This is a genomic window from Microcoleus sp. BR0-C5 (assembly GCF_036705045.1).
Classification (GTDB): Bacteria; Cyanobacteriota; Cyanobacteriia; order Cyanobacteriales; family Microcoleaceae; genus Microcoleus.
In genome coordinates this window covers 21,479-35,615 of sequence record NZ_JAUBTR010000007.1, presented here as the reverse complement: position 1 = coordinate 35,615, position 14,137 = coordinate 21,479, and the positions used below count along the sequence as shown (strand labels likewise).

The following is a 14,137-nucleotide window of genomic DNA, read 5'->3' as shown; positions in this document are numbered from 1 at the left end:
TAATTGTGGCACGGGCATCTTGCCCGTGGCTAATATAGGAACAGGCAAGATGCCTGTTCCACAACATAATATAATTTATTGATTAATTGTGGCACGGGCATCTTGCCCGTGGCTAATATATGAACAGGCAAGATGCCTGTTCCACAACATAATTATCTTACTTGTGAGTTATGAAGGAGCTATAACTGCTAAAGCTTGGGGAATCACTCGGAATTTTGCCGGCGTGTAAGTTGTGATTTCACCGTCGGTATTAATGGAACGGCGTTTGCTAGTAGTAACCTCAAATTCTTGAGCTTGCAATGTGCGAACGTTAGGCCGACTGGTATGATTTCCTTGCTTCATAGCCGGCAGTAAACCAATGATTTCCCACCAGTGTTTTGTTTCCAAACTGTACAAATCCAGTCGCTTGTCGTCGATTGTGGCATCCTCGGCAACTGTCATCCCACCGCCGTAATAGCGGCCGTTGCCAATGGCAATTTGAATAGTTTTAACCTTAAAAGATTGGCTTTTTACCTTAATTTCTGCTCGAAACGGTCGCGCTGACAAAATTGTCTGCAAAGCAGTAAAAGCATAAGCTAAAACTCCCCAGCGCTGCTTGACGTTTTTAGTCAGCCGCTGGGTAATTTCCACGCTTAGTCCCAAACTCGCAACATTAAAAAAATGTTGGCCGTTAACCCAACCCAAGTCTATTAGCCGAACTTTACCGCTGGCAATTACTTGACAAGCTGCTGATAAATCTGTAGGAATTCCCAGAGTGCGGGCTAGGTCGTTAGCAGTTCCCATCGGCAAAATACCCAAGGGTAACTTGGTGTCTATCAAACCTTCTATGGCGGCGTTGAGAGTGCCGTCGCCACCGCCAATTATTACTAATTCGACTCGATTTTGGTAGCGGCGAATAGTGTCGGAAAGTTCGTGGGCGTGGTCGGTAGATTCTACCATTAACTCAAAACCCAGTGCTTCTAATTTTACAGTGGCTTGAGATAATAGCTTTTGCCCTTTTCGGGAGTGCTGGTTTACTAAAAGTAGAGCTTTCTTCATTTGTTAATTTTTAATTAGGAATATTGCGTATTTTAAATTACAAAAAGTATAGCTTGATGCCTTAACTGCATGAAATTAATGCTTTACTTCCATTTTACCAGTTATGATGGATTGACAAAAATGTTAAAAAATGGATAATTGTAGCAAAAGATTCGTAAAAATTAGCTCCCTCCCGCTCTGAGCTAGCAGCAAAAAACCTCGCTTCTCGATCGAACTTAATTTAAAATCATGTATAATATTTTACAAAAAGCGCAAGTCGCTGCCGATCGCCAAAACTGGCCTGGGTTAGTCGAATGCTTGCAGCAAGTGACAGCCAAGGCCGGCAAGCCGCAGGAACAAGACATTTTAGAGCAAGCTGTCAGTTTAGCAATAGAAGCCTTAGAATGGGGCGATTTTCAAGACCGCTGGGAAATTGCTAAAGTATTACCCAATCTGGGAAATGGCGCGATCGCACCATTAATTGCCGTGCTCGAAGACGAAGAGGCAGACACGGAACCCCGGTGGTTCGCCGCCCGCATTCTCGGAAAGTTTGATCGCCCGGAAGTGATTCAAGCTTTAGTAGAATTGGTCAAAAATTCCGACGAAGAATTGAGCCAAATCGCCGCCGAAACCCTAGGGAATTTCGGCCCGACAGCCATAGAATCCCTCGCAACTCTCTTGCAGCAAGAAGACTCGCGACAGTTTGCCACAGCAGCACTCGCCCAAATTCGGCGCACCGAAACCATCCCACCGCTGTTGAGCGTAGTCGGAGACTCTCAAGTTGCGGTGCGAGCAGCCGCAATCGAGGCCCTGAGCAGCTTTCACGACTCCCGCATCCCGCCGGTACTGGTAGCAGCACTCAAAGATCCGGCAACAGCAGTTAGAAAAGAAGCCGTGCGTGCCCTCGGGGTGCGCGCCTATTTAGATGCAGAATTAGATTTAGTTAACTTGCTCAAACCTTTGCTTTCGGACATCCGATTAGAAGTTTGTCAGCAAGCGGCGATCGCGATCGGGCGAGTGAAAACCGATGCTGCAGCGGCTGCTTTATTTGAATTGCTGCGATCGACGATAACTCCGCTTGAATTGCAAATCGAAACTGTGCGCGCCCTAAGCTGGAGCGAAACCGCAGCCGCTTTAGAATATTTGCAGCAAACCTTAATTGCAGATCTTAATAACACAAACTCTCCTGTTTGTCAAGAGATTGTCACTGTTTTAGGGCGAGTAGAAAAGCCGGAATTAAAAGCCAAAGCTGCTGAAATTATGATCGATTTGCTCGAAAGTAATCATCCCGCCGTGCAGTCTGCTGGAATCAAACAATCTTTAGCTTTAGGGTTAGGGCAATTAGGAGATATGAGAGGGCTAGATGCTCTGATTTCAATGTTGGGCGACGCAGACAGCAGCGTCAGGCTGCACTGCATGGCAGCGCTCAAACAGCTAGGTGCTGCCAAGGCCAGGCAGAAATTAGAAAGTTTAGTTAAGCAAGAGAGTCTCGAACCAAGATTAAAAGACGGAATTGCGATCGCATTGCAAGAATGGCAATAAAATTAAGAGCGAGTGAATTTGCGGAAAACATTTAAATTTAGGGTGCGCCATAAGCACCTTACGTAGAACTTATAGCGGTTCTCAAGCGTGGTGAGGTATGGGGTGAGTGCTATGCCTATGCCCACGGAGGCCTATGCCCACGGAGGCCTATGCCCTATGCCCGCGAGAGCACCTCATGTTACGCTCGAAAGGCTATAAATATTGAATTTTGAACTCAATAACTTAAAAATCAAAACTTTACCTCTGCTCAAGTGGCAGCCGCACTCGGAAAGTCGAGCCGAGTCCTTCCCCAGGACTTTCGGCCCAGACACTGCCGCCGTGGAGTTCCACGAGATGGCGCACGATCGCCAATCCCAGTCCCAGCCCGCCGTAATTGCGCGTAGAAGTGCTGTCAGCTTGGCGGAAGCGATCGAACACAAAGGGCAAAAACTCCTTGCTAATGCCAATTCCCGTATCTCTGACAACGATCGAAACAGAGTGAACCGGAGACGCCCCAGACAAGATGGCGCCACCCGCTGCTCCCGGTTCCCCATCCTCCGAGAGCCTTATTTCCACGCGACCCGACGGCGGCGTAAACTTAATAGCATTCGAGAGCAAATTAGACACCACCTGCTGCAAACGAGTAGCATCGCCCCTCACCGAGCTCACCCCTTCGTCACAAAAACTCACCAATTCAATTCCCCGAGCCTCAGCCTCAAGGCTCAGCGCCTTCACGGCCGTTTCTACAATCCGTGCCAAATCCACCGGGGACAGCTTCAAACACACTTTGCCGCTCACAATCCGGGAAACGTCCAGCAAATCCTCAATCATCTGAGTCTGCAACCGCGCGTTTCGCTCAATAGTCTCCAAACCGACAGCCGTTTTTTCGGCACTCATCTGGCGCTGCCGCAGCATCTGCGCCCAGCCCAAAATCGCGTTCAGAGGCGTCCGCAACTCGTGAGAAAGCGTTCCCAAAAACTGGTCTTTAATCCGGTTGGCCTCCGCTGCTTCCCGGTAAAGCCGCGCATTGTCGATCGCCACCGCCGCATCCCGCGCCAAATCCTCCAGCAAAACCAAATCCTCCACCCCGCAGCGGCGGCCCGACTCCCCGCACAGCAACGAAATCGCTCCCAGCGTCCGCCCGCGAGCGATCAGTGGCACGCAGATTGCCGACAGCACCTGGGATTGGGATCGCAGCACCAACTGCAGTTCCCTGTCCGGCACAACCGCCTCGATCACCCATTCCGGTATTTCGGCGTATAGCTTCGACTCACCAGTCCGCAGCACCTTTGCTACTCCGTGCCGTCCCTGGGGGTCTAGCGGCATACGCCGATCGATTTGCCACAGCAGAGCGACTTTGCTCGGATCTGAGTGAGCAACTGCTTGCAAGCGGATCGAGCCGTCGGCATCGAGCAAATGCACGCAGCACCAATCCCCCAGATCGGGTACTGTTAAATCTGCCAAACCTTGCAGCGCCTTCTCGTAATCCAGGGAAGCCGACGACAGCAAAGCCAAAGCTTGAGCGCTAAAATAGGCTGTTTGGGCCGATCGCTGGCGATCGTCAATATCCGTACAAGTCCCGAACCATTTGAGAATTTTCCCCTCCGCGTCCCGCACGGGCAATGCCCTGCCCAGATGCCAGCGGTAAGCCCCGTCAGATGCCCGTTTAAAGCGGTATTCCACCTCGTAAGTCCTCCCCGTCTGCACGGAGGTATTCCAGCGTTCTACGCAATTTTCCACGTCATCTGGATGCAGGGCGAGCTGCCACCCCCAGCCTTGAGTTTCCTCCAGGGTCAAGCCAGTATATTCAAACCAGCGCTGGTTGTAGTAGTCGAGCCAGCCGTCGGGTCTGGCAGTCCAAACTATTTGCGGGATGGCTTCAGCGAGGACGCGGTACAACTGTTCGCTGGCTTCGGCTTCGCGACGGGCCGCCTGTTCCCGCGCCAATGCCCAATTCCGCTGTTCTTCCGCCTCTTTGCGAGCGCTGATGTCGCTAATCACGCCGATCCATTTGCAGGGATTGCCTTGTTTGTCAAGCACTGCTTTGCCCCGATCAATCCAGTGGAGCAAGCCACCCCGTTGGCACTGAACGCGGTATTCCTGAAAAAATGGGGCGGCAGAACTGTCTGGCGCACTCAAATACCGATCGACCGCGGCCAAAACTCGATCGCGGTCGATCGGGTGCAAGATACTGTTCCAAGCTGCTCTTGTCCTCGGAAATCCGCCTTTTTCGTACTCCAAATGTTCGTCTACGTGACCGAACCACAGCACGATCCCGGTCTCGATATCCCATTCGTAAATCAAATCGCTGGCACTTTCTGCAGCAATCCGAAACCGCTCTTCAGACTGTCGCAGCACTTCCAGAAATTTAAAGCGTTCTGTCACGTCCAAAACCAGAGACAGCACCGATACCAACTGTCCTGAATCGCTGTAAAAAGCCGAATTGTACCACTCGCACTGTACCAACGAACCGTACTTATTATAATTGCTGTTGCGAACTACATTGCAGCGATTTTCAGGTTTTTTTAAACTATAAATTGCCGATTCTACCTCTGAAAAATCGCCCTTAGAAATAAAGTTCCATTCGCTAAAATGCTTGCCTAACACTTCTATTTTTTCCCACCCAAAAATCTTCTGGGCCGCCGGCGACCACCCGCTGAGACGAAAGTTTTCATCCCACTCAATCACCGCTAGGGGGGTATTTTCAAAATGAGAAGTGAGTTTTTGCAGCGCGTCGCGCAGGGATGCTTCTACTTGCTTGCGCCCAGTAATATCGCTAAAAGAAATAGCAATGCCGTCGCCCAATTTAACGGTCATAATCCGAAACCAGCCGACAATGCCATCGCTGTTGTAAGAAATCTCCGTATCGAGGGGAATTCCTGTTTCTAGAACTTGCACGTAACGGTCGAACAAACTGTTATCTTTATGGCCCGGCAGCACTTGCAGCAATCGCTGGCCGACCAATGCTTCAGGGGTGCTCTGCTGAATTTTGGCCGCTGCGGGATTGACGTATTCCCATTCAAAATCCACAATTGTGGATTCGTCGCGGATGCTGCGGAATACGTTAAATCCGTCTAGAGATAATTCCTGAAAAACGCGGAAGCGTTCTTCGCTTTCTTGCAGCTTGCCTACAGTGTCAAGCAGGAGATCCTCGACTCGCTCGCGCTGCGTTATTTCTGCAAGCAATTGCTGGTTAATTTGCTGGAGTTCGGTTGTGAGGGAGGGGACGGAATTTTTAATAGCAGAGTCGGCTTGCAGTCGATCGACCTTTTCAGTTTCCAGCGCCGTATTTCCTGGAAAAGAGGCCGCCCCAGCCAAAGCCAACACTTGAGGAACCCAGGGTATCAGGGACGCTACAGCCCACAAAGAGATGATAGCGGTAACGACGGCGATCGAACTTGACAGCCAGTAGCTGGGATGCACCAGCATCCAAACTTGCATCAAGTGAGTTGTCCCGCCGCAGAAAAACCAGGCTCCCAATAGGAGAAACCCCTTGCTCAACGGCACGTCTCGCTGCTTCCGGGCATAGTATGTCAGAAGTGCTGGAATTGAATAATAAGCCAAGGCAATTAACACATCGCTGACCGCGTGCAGTCCCATCAACTGGGGTTGCCACTGGCAACAGCCATCTTGGGGAATAAAATTGTGGTTAAATGACATAATCTTAATAAATGGCAGCATTTCGGCTTTCCTGTGCGATCGATCCTAGTTGCACTTGTGTTGCTGACCCGCTAATTTCTAGTTTATACACAAAAAAACAGAAAACAAGAGTGACTTTAGTTCGGGGATGAAAGTTCACAGCAGGTTTTAACCTGCCTGCAATATTCGTACATTTATTGAGAGGTTTAGGGATACTCAGGTACTATAATCCCCAAGGAGGTAAGAAATTTAAGGCGAGTTTTAAAGTCTAAAGCAGAGGAATAAACCCAGCAATTTAGCACAATAGATGAAGCGATTATGATTGTGCACTTCATTCAAACAGTTTAGCTACAAGCTGGGAAAATTAGATTGATTTATCTTTATTAAATCCATCTTTTGATAATTTGGCAGATTCAGAAATCCCTTCAATATGGGAGAATCGACCTCTATTTGGGCGCTCAGAAATCCTACCCGATCAAATTGATTCGTAGAGCCAAGCATCCCCGCGTATGGCCCCGGAATCAAAACTAATCTGTACCTGTATCAAAGTCTACTAAATTCTGCTACTAAATCGGTTAATGTCACAGATTATCTTCCAGTAAAATTTCTGAAACCATCTCGAATTAAACCTCCATGCGCTTAGAGCAGCTTCAAGCATTTCTTTCAGTTGCTGAAACTGGTAGCTTTCAGCAAGCGGCCCGGAAGTGTGGTGTTACCCAATCGACTATTAGCCGCCAAGTGCAGGGATTAGAAGCGGAAGTGGGTTTGTCGCTGTTTCACCGCACGGCCCACGCGAAACTGACGGTGGGAGGGGAATGCCTGCTGCCTCACGCTCGCAAAATCTGTCAGACTTGGCAAAATGCTGCTGAAGAATTGGGAGACTTACGGGCGGGAAAGCAGCCGGAACTCTGCGTGGCTGCGATTCATTCGGTTTGCGCTGCTTATTTGCCGCCTGTGCTGCAAAAGTTTTGCCGTGACTATCCAGACGTGCAATTGCGGGTGACTGCCCTGGGGAGCGATCGAGCTCTGAAAGTCCTCAAAGACGGTTTGGTAGACATAGCGGTGGTGATGAACAACCGCCATTTTACTCAAGCCCCGGAAATGTTGGTTGAGGTGCTCTACAATGAGCCGATCGAGGTGTTGATGGCGGCGGGTCATCCCCTGGCCCAGTACGATCGAGTACCTTGGCCGGAATTGATTTGTTACCCGCAAGTGGTGTTTAAGGACGGGTACGGAATGCAGCGGATGGTGCAAGAACAATTTGGACGCATCGGTGCTAAACTTCATGCTGTTTTGGAACTCAACACTCTGGATGCTTTTCGGGGTGTGGTGCGACAGGGAGAGTTGATTGCTTTGCTGCCGCATTCAGCTTTGGTGGACGCCAAGGGCGATCGCACTTTAGCAATTCGGTCGATCGCCCCAGATCGGTCAAATTCCAAGGTTTCGACGATCGGTCAATTGGCAGCAGATCCCACTTGGACTCGCGAAGTGGTGTTGGTGACAACTCACGATCGAATGCAAATTCCGCCGATCGCCCATTTCTGGAATCTAGTACGCGAATTTGTGCCACCATTTGATGTAATCCAGCTAGGAAAATCCGGCAGTTAATTCGATAATTTTGAATTGAATTTTGGGGATTTTAAATTTAAAACGATTCAAATATTACCAATTACTAACTACCAATTACTAACTACCAATTACTAACTACCAACTTCAAGAATCATGAGTGACGCATTTAGAGAATTGCTGCGAAAAATTGGCAGCGGAATACACACAGGAGAAAACTTAACTCGCTCCGAAGCAGCAGCAGCCACGCGGATGATGCTGCTGCAAGAAGCAACAGCGGCTCAAATCGGAGCTTTTATGATTTCCCACCGCATAAAACGGCCAACCGGTGAAGAATTAGCCGGAATGCTCGATGCTTATGAAGAATTGGGGCCTATGCTTGCCCCCCCAAATCGAGAAAAAGGGTTTGCCGTCTCTACCGTCGCCGTGTTTGGCGTTGCTTACGACGGGCGATCGCGCACGGCTCCAATTAGCCCAATAACCGCCCTAATTTTAGCCGCATCTGGCGTGCCAACCCTCATGCACGGGGGGGATACCATGCCAACCAAGGAAGGCATTCCCCTGATTGAAATTTGGCGCGGTTTGGGAGTAGACTGGAGAAAACTGAGTTTAGAAAAAGTCCAGCAAGTTTTTGACAATACGGGTTTAGGTTTTGTTTACCTTCCCAAGCATTTTCCTCAAGCCGACGCTTTAGTGCCCTACCGCCGCGAAATTGGTAAACGGCCACCTTTTTCGACAATGGAGTTGATGTGGTGTCCCTGTGGCGGCGACGTTAACGTCATATCTGGCTACGTCCACCCCCCGACAGAAGGTATGTTTCAAAAAGCCTTTGATCTGCGGGGAATCAAAAATTATACCACAGTCAAAGGATTGGAGGGAAGCTGCGATTTGCCGCGCGATCGTACTGCGATTATCGGCATTGCTAAGCCGGACGCAGAGTTTGAACGAGTGCTTTTAGCCCACGGAGATTACGGTTTTAGCAACACAAATCCGGCCTTTGAATCAACCTCTGAGTTATTAAAACAAATGCAGGAAGTGTTGCTGGGAAAACCCTCGGAATTGATGCAGTCCGCTATCTGGAACGGGGGATTTTATCTGTGGCGCTGCGGAGTTTGTTTGGATATAAACTCTGGTTTAATTGAGGCAGAAACTTTATTAAGTCGCGGTCAAGTCGTGCAAAAACTTGAGGAAGTTAGCCAAGCCGTTAGTGTTTTTAGTTGACAGTTGACAGTTGACAGTTGACCGTTAACTACTGACTACTTACTACTTACTACTAGACATCTCCAATCATTATTGTGGAACAGGCATCTTGCCTGTTCAAAACAGGCAATTCTTGCGATAACTACTGACCACGAATTTCAAAGGTGGTACCCGCCACGTGATTTATCCGTGGAATCAATCCCAAATCGCAAATCCTCAAGCCCCCGCATTTATCCGTGGGGTCGCCTCTAAAATCTAAAATCTAAAATCTAAAATCGATTGACTAATGACTAATGACTAATGACTAATCATAAAATTGCTGTAATTGTGCTTGCAGGCGGTCAAAGTTCGCGGATGGGTAGGGATAAAGCTATGCTGGAAATTGAGGGCAAATCCCTCTTGCAGCGGGCGTTGGAAGTTGCCACAGTTGTAACCCCCGAAGTTTATGTTCTGACTGCTTGGCCCCATCGCTATCGATCGACCTTAACCGAAACATCCCAATTTCTGGTAGAGTACAATCCGGGCTCCGGGCCCTTGGTTGCATTGACTCAGGGATTGAAAGAAATAGCTGCCGAGTGGATTTTACTGTTAGCTTGCGATTTACCTTTGTTGGATGCCCAGATTATCCAGAAGTGGGCGAGTCAGTTAACCGAGTTTCCCCCATCTACTTTAGCAGTTGTGCCTTATCAAAATTCGCGCTGGGAGCCTTTGTGCGGCTTCTACCGCCAACAATCTCTGCCCAGTTTGCAAAGTTTTATTGACAAAGGGGGACGTTCCTTTCAAGTGTGGTTAAATCAAATCCCCGCAATTCCTCTACCTGTAGGGGAACGAGAAGCAGTAATGTTATCGAATTGCAATACATTAGAAGAGTTTGAGCAATTAAAAGGTAAAATGAGTAACGGTTGACGGTTGACGGTTGACGGTTGACGGTTGACGGTTGACGGTTGACTAACTAATGACTAATGACTAATGACTAATGACTAATTACTAATCACTAATTACTAATTACTAATGATTAACCAATATTGGTTGCTCGATCGCGATATAACTTTCCTCAATCACGGGTCTTTTGGGGCTTGTCCGATTCCCGTACTGGAAGCGCAAACCATTTTTCGAGAACAACTGGAAAGAGAACCATTGCGCTTTTTACTGCGGGAATTTGAACCCTTGTTGGATAATGCGAGAAATCAGTTAGCAGCATTTATCGGTGCGAGTGAGGATGACTTGGCGTTTGTCCCGAATGCCACGACGGGAGTAAATGCAGTTTTGCGATCGCTCTGTTTTGCTCCGGGCGACGAATTGCTAACGACAAATCAGGAATACAACGCTTGCCGCAACACACTTAATTTTGTAGCCGAGCGTACAGGCGCTAAAGTAATAGTAGCAGAAGTCCCCTTCCCAATTGAGTCACCCGACCAAATTATTGAAGCAATAATTAAGTGCGTTTCACCGCAAACAAAGTTAGCCTTATTAGACCACGTTGTGAGCCAAACAGGTTTAATATTTCCCATCAAACAGTTAGTTGGGGAGTTAGCTAACCGTGGCGTGGATGTATTGGTAGACGGAGCTCACGCGCCGGGAATGGTAGCACTGAATTTAGATGAAATTGGCGCGGCTTACTATACGGGAAATTGCCACAAATGGCTATGCGCGCCGAAAGGGGCGGGCTTTTTATACGTGCGGCGCGACAAGCAAGATGCCATTCGCCCAACTACGATCAGTCACGGTGCTAACTCGCCCCGCGCCGATAAATCGCGCTTTCAATTAGAATTTGACTGGATGGGAACAGTCGATCCTAGTCCCTATTTGTGCGTACCTGTAGCTATTGATTTTATGGGTTCTTTGTTGAGTGGTGGCTGGCCGGCATTGAGGGCAAAGAATCATGCTTTAGCATTGGCCGGTAGAAAAATATTGGCGGAAAAATTAGATTTGCCGCTGCCTTGTCCTGATGATATGGTGGGTTCGATGGCTGTTGTGCCACTGGCAGACTCCCAGTCTGATGTGGTTGCAAAGGGAGGAATCCCACCTTTGCAAGAGGCGCTGTGGGAGATATTTCAAATTGAAGTTCCGGTGATTCCTTGGCCGGATTCTAGCAAGCAGTTAGTGAGAATTTCGGCTCAGTTATACAATACTTTGCCCCAGTATGAATATTTGGCTAAGGCGCTGGTTGAGCTGACGAGAATTTGAGCTGGAGCTTCCAGAAAAGAAACATCACACCCAGCTACAAATAGTTATAGGTTTGTAGTTAGGGTGTCGCTTCTTAGAGTTGGGAGAAATACAGACTATTTGTCCTTACTATAAACGTAGTAAAGGTTATACAAATAGGCCCCATAATAGTAAAAATTATGTAAGGAATCACCTTTATTCCTCTTGAATTGCGATACTATTTATACTAATTCTCAAAACTCATGCAACAGTAGCTGTAGGGTGAGTCGCCACCCTTAAATCCTAAAAAAGAGCGACAATCTCCAAGCGACGCACCTTACCTGAAGCGTGAGCGTAAACAAACCAAAAACTCATAATTGTTGCAAGAGTTGGGAGAATTGGTATTACATAAAATAAAAAAAACCACAAAAATAGATTTAAAACCCCATCGCTCTCAACTTCACCAATCCGCCCAAAGCGAATAAAAATTGTACATAACCCGCGAAATTTCCTAAGTTAAAACAGGGTTGTCAAACCTGATAGTGCACAAGTTCCGCGCCACAGAATATAATGTATCAAGACTTGCATTTTTGCTGACAAAACAAACGAAATAAAAAGAGGAAAATACCATGTCCAATGCCATGATGGTAATTTACCCCTATCGCGAACAGTACACCTGGGTTTTTGACGACGAGCGACTCGGACTTATCCGAGAACCATTTGTTCAGGGCGTCCCCGAAATGATTAACGCGCTTGTCGCAGACATTCCCAATGCCACTCAAGGTTTCCGACTCTTATTTTCGGCTAATCCATTTCCCGGATATCAAGCAGAAATGCTGTGGTTGAAAGCAGAATACGGCGGTAACTGGTATCGGTGGGAATCGAAAAATCTCGAAGGCTGGCTGTGTCCGGCTATGTTCAAATACTTTCCAGAAGCACCGCCCAAGTTTTACTGCAAAGCTGAAAAACTGCAATAACCAACAGCAAGTCAATGAAAAACTTGTCCATTTTTAAAAGAAACTTTGTTACACCTGTCGATCAAATCTCTCGAAAAAAGCCTAAATTCTTCCTGTATATAGTGGGGCTATTTTTCCTAGTTTTCACCGCCGCCATCTCGGCAACCTTGGGGGCAATTACCGCCCTTTTAGCTCCCGTGGAACCCCCAATTATCAATAGAGTATTAGAGGCGACGGGATTTGACTATTTATCCTCCAACCGCTCTGGATACCGCCTGTCGCGGTCAGTTAATATCTTGATATTGGGAATTGACCGCGTGCCGGAAGCGGCGGCCAATTCCCCTAAGATTTTTAATGGTCGCAGCGATACAATACTCTTATTGCACCTCGATCCTAGAGATAAATCTATTAGTTTGCTTTCAGTTCCACGAGATACTAAAGTCGAAGTTCCCGGAATTAGCTTCAGCAAAATTAGCGAAGCCAATGCCAGGGGAGGAGCAGCTTTGGCTACGCGATTGGTTAGCAGTATGCTGAACAATACGACAATTGAACGATACGTGCGAGTCAGCAGCAGTGCGTTTCGGGAATTAGTCGATTTGTTAGGCGGAGTTGAGGTATTTGTACCTCGCGCCATGTCCTATACAGATACCGCTCAAAAGTTAAAAATAAACTTAGCTAAAGGATGGCAAACTCTCAACGGAGAACAAGCAGAACAATTTGCTCGATTTCGCAACGACGGTTTAGGAGATATCGGCCGCATTCAGCGGCAGCAATCTTTAATTCAAGCTATTCGCGATCGCCTCGCAAGTCCATCCGTATGGGTGCGCTTGCCCCAAATTGTTCGATTGATGCAAAAATATGTAGATACAAACCTAAATTATGAGGAAATATTGACGCTGGCAAATTTCGGTTTGCAATTGGAACGAGAGAATTTTAAAATGGTAATGTTGCCGGGAAGTTCTAGTTCAGAACAAGCCGATTTGAGGAGTTATTGGATTGTAGATGCGATCGGGCGCGATCGCATTATCACACAATACTTGAACCAGAGCGTGCCGGATTTTGAACAAGGACGAATTCGCAATCCCAGCGACTCCCTGTTGCCCAAAAACCTCAAAATAGCTGTCCAAAACGCTTCTAGCAAACCGACAACCGCCAAAAACGTTGCTGAATTTCTCAGGAAAAAGGGCTTTTTTAATGTATCTGTAGTGCAGGATTCGCCCCAGAAGGAGCGTCAAAGTCAAATTATTGTTCAGCAAGGCGATTTAGAGGCAGCGAATTTACTGCGAAAAGAGTTAGGCGGCGGTAAAATTGAAGCATCTTCTACGGGTGAAATCAATTCTGACTTGACGCTTCGCGTTGGCGAAGATTGGGTAAAACGATTTTAATTAGTCATTAGTCATTAGTCATTAGTCAGCAGTCAACAGTTAACAGTCAACAGTTAACAGTTAACAGTCAACAGTTAACAGTCAACAGTCAACTATGCCCAATTCCCCATTCCCATCATCATGAAAAGTGTTTTCCGAATTTTCCTGAGCCTGTTTTTAAGTTTAGTGTTGGCTTGTGGGTGGGTGCTGCTGAGTGCTACTCCTGCATTTGCCCTGCCGAAAACAAGTATTAATTACACAAATATTAATTTGTCCGATCGCGATTTTTCCAACTCGGATCTAGCAGGGGGAACATTTGTCGCTGCGGAAATGCGGGGAACAAATTTTCAAGGTGCTGATTTAACTAATGCGATTTTGACTAAGGGAGTTTTGCTGAATGCCAACTTGTCAGGTGCCAACCTCTCCGGCGCTTTGGCAGATAGAGTTACATTCGACGGCGCTAATTTGACGAATGCTAATTTTTCCGAGGCAATTATGACTCGAACTCGCTTTTTTGATGCTGCAATTTCCGGGGCTGATTTTACTGACGCGATTATCGATGCTTATCAAGTTACTCTCCTGTGCGAGAAAGCAGATGGTGTCAATCCCGTGACGGGAGTTTCTACTCGCGAAAGTTTGGGATGTCCGTAGGAATTCACACTTAAAAAAATCCCTGGCTAATTATTTGATTAGATGCACCTGTAGCGAGGTAAACTACACAAATTAAAG

10 protein-coding genes are annotated in these 14,137 nt (G+C 47.5%); 8 read left to right on the top strand and 2 right to left on the bottom strand.

What is annotated here, in order from left to right:
- Positions 1-168 precede the first annotated feature (168 nt).
- Positions 169-1,038, bottom strand: coding sequence for a lipid kinase (locus tag QUB08_RS05155; protein WP_333223757.1), 870 nt, complete (start codon positions 1,036-1,038; stop codon positions 169-171).
- Positions 1,039-1,266: 228 nt separating this feature from the next.
- On the opposite strand from QUB08_RS05155, the gene QUB08_RS05150 reads away from it, so the two are divergent.
- Positions 1,267-2,559, top strand: coding sequence for a HEAT repeat domain-containing protein (locus tag QUB08_RS05150; RefSeq protein ID WP_333223756.1), 1,293 nt, complete (start codon positions 1,267-1,269; stop codon positions 2,557-2,559).
- Between the two features lie 237 nt (positions 2,560-2,796).
- On the opposite strand, the gene QUB08_RS05145 is transcribed toward QUB08_RS05150, so the two are convergent.
- Entirely contained in the window at positions 2,797-6,219 is a 3,423-nt protein-coding gene (locus QUB08_RS05145; RefSeq protein WP_445300889.1) for a PAS domain S-box protein, read from the bottom strand.
- A gap of 591 nt (positions 6,220-6,810) precedes the next feature.
- Here QUB08_RS05145 and QUB08_RS05140 point away from each other — a divergent pair.
- The 7 genes from QUB08_RS05140 (at position 6,811) to QUB08_RS05110 (ending at position 14,059) form a co-directional block, all read left to right on the top strand.
- Positions 6,811-7,785, top strand: a complete 975-nt coding sequence (locus tag QUB08_RS05140; protein ID WP_333223754.1) for a LysR family transcriptional regulator — start codon at positions 6,811-6,813, stop codon at positions 7,783-7,785.
- A gap of 114 nt (positions 7,786-7,899) precedes the next feature.
- On the top strand, positions 7,900-8,964 hold the full coding sequence (locus QUB08_RS05135) for an anthranilate phosphoribosyltransferase family protein (protein ID WP_333223753.1): 1,065 nt from the start codon (positions 7,900-7,902) through the stop codon (positions 8,962-8,964).
- Positions 8,965-9,243: 279 nt separating this feature from the next.
- Complete coding sequence (locus QUB08_RS05130; RefSeq protein ID WP_333223752.1) at positions 9,244-9,849, top strand: molybdenum cofactor guanylyltransferase; 606 nt, start codon at positions 9,244-9,246, stop codon at positions 9,847-9,849.
- Positions 9,850-9,954: 105 nt separating this feature from the next.
- Entirely contained in the window at positions 9,955-11,130 is a 1,176-nt protein-coding gene (locus QUB08_RS05125) for an aminotransferase class V-fold PLP-dependent enzyme (RefSeq protein ID WP_333223751.1), read from the top strand.
- Positions 11,131-11,717: 587 nt separating this feature from the next.
- A complete protein-coding gene (locus QUB08_RS05120) occupies positions 11,718-12,065 on the top strand; it encodes a DUF6717 family protein (protein ID WP_333223750.1) in 348 nt (115 codons plus the stop codon).
- Positions 12,066-12,079: 14 nt separating this feature from the next.
- Complete coding sequence (locus QUB08_RS05115) at positions 12,080-13,429, top strand: LCP family protein (protein ID WP_333223749.1); 1,350 nt, start codon at positions 12,080-12,082, stop codon at positions 13,427-13,429.
- Positions 13,430-13,549: 120 nt separating this feature from the next.
- Positions 13,550-14,059, top strand: a complete 510-nt coding sequence (locus QUB08_RS05110) for a pentapeptide repeat-containing protein (RefSeq protein WP_333223748.1) — start codon at positions 13,550-13,552, stop codon at positions 14,057-14,059.
- Positions 14,060-14,137: the final 78 nt, after the last annotated feature.

What these genes read in the sequence shown, in the direction of transcription:
- QUB08_RS05155 (WP_333223757.1), bottom strand. Translation starts at nt 1,038, where the DNA reads ATGAAGAAAGCTCTACTTTTAGTAAACCAGCACTCCCGAAAAGGGCAA.
- QUB08_RS05150 (WP_333223756.1), top strand. Translation starts at nt 1,267, where the DNA reads ATGTATAATATTTTACAAAAAGCGCAAGTCGCTGCCGATCGCCAAAAC.
- QUB08_RS05145 (WP_445300889.1), bottom strand. Translation starts at nt 6,219, where the DNA reads ATGCTGCCATTTATTAAGATTATGTCATTTAACCACAATTTTATTCCC.
- QUB08_RS05140 (WP_333223754.1), top strand. Translation starts at nt 6,811, where the DNA reads ATGCGCTTAGAGCAGCTTCAAGCATTTCTTTCAGTTGCTGAAACTGGT.
- QUB08_RS05135 (WP_333223753.1), top strand. Translation starts at nt 7,900, where the DNA reads ATGAGTGACGCATTTAGAGAATTGCTGCGAAAAATTGGCAGCGGAATA.
- QUB08_RS05130 (WP_333223752.1), top strand. Translation starts at nt 9,244, where the DNA reads ATGACTAATCATAAAATTGCTGTAATTGTGCTTGCAGGCGGTCAAAGT.
- QUB08_RS05125 (WP_333223751.1), top strand. Translation starts at nt 9,955, where the DNA reads ATGATTAACCAATATTGGTTGCTCGATCGCGATATAACTTTCCTCAAT.
- QUB08_RS05120 (WP_333223750.1), top strand. Translation starts at nt 11,718, where the DNA reads ATGTCCAATGCCATGATGGTAATTTACCCCTATCGCGAACAGTACACC.
- QUB08_RS05115 (WP_333223749.1), top strand. Translation starts at nt 12,080, where the DNA reads ATGAAAAACTTGTCCATTTTTAAAAGAAACTTTGTTACACCTGTCGAT.
- QUB08_RS05110 (WP_333223748.1), top strand. Translation starts at nt 13,550, where the DNA reads ATGAAAAGTGTTTTCCGAATTTTCCTGAGCCTGTTTTTAAGTTTAGTG.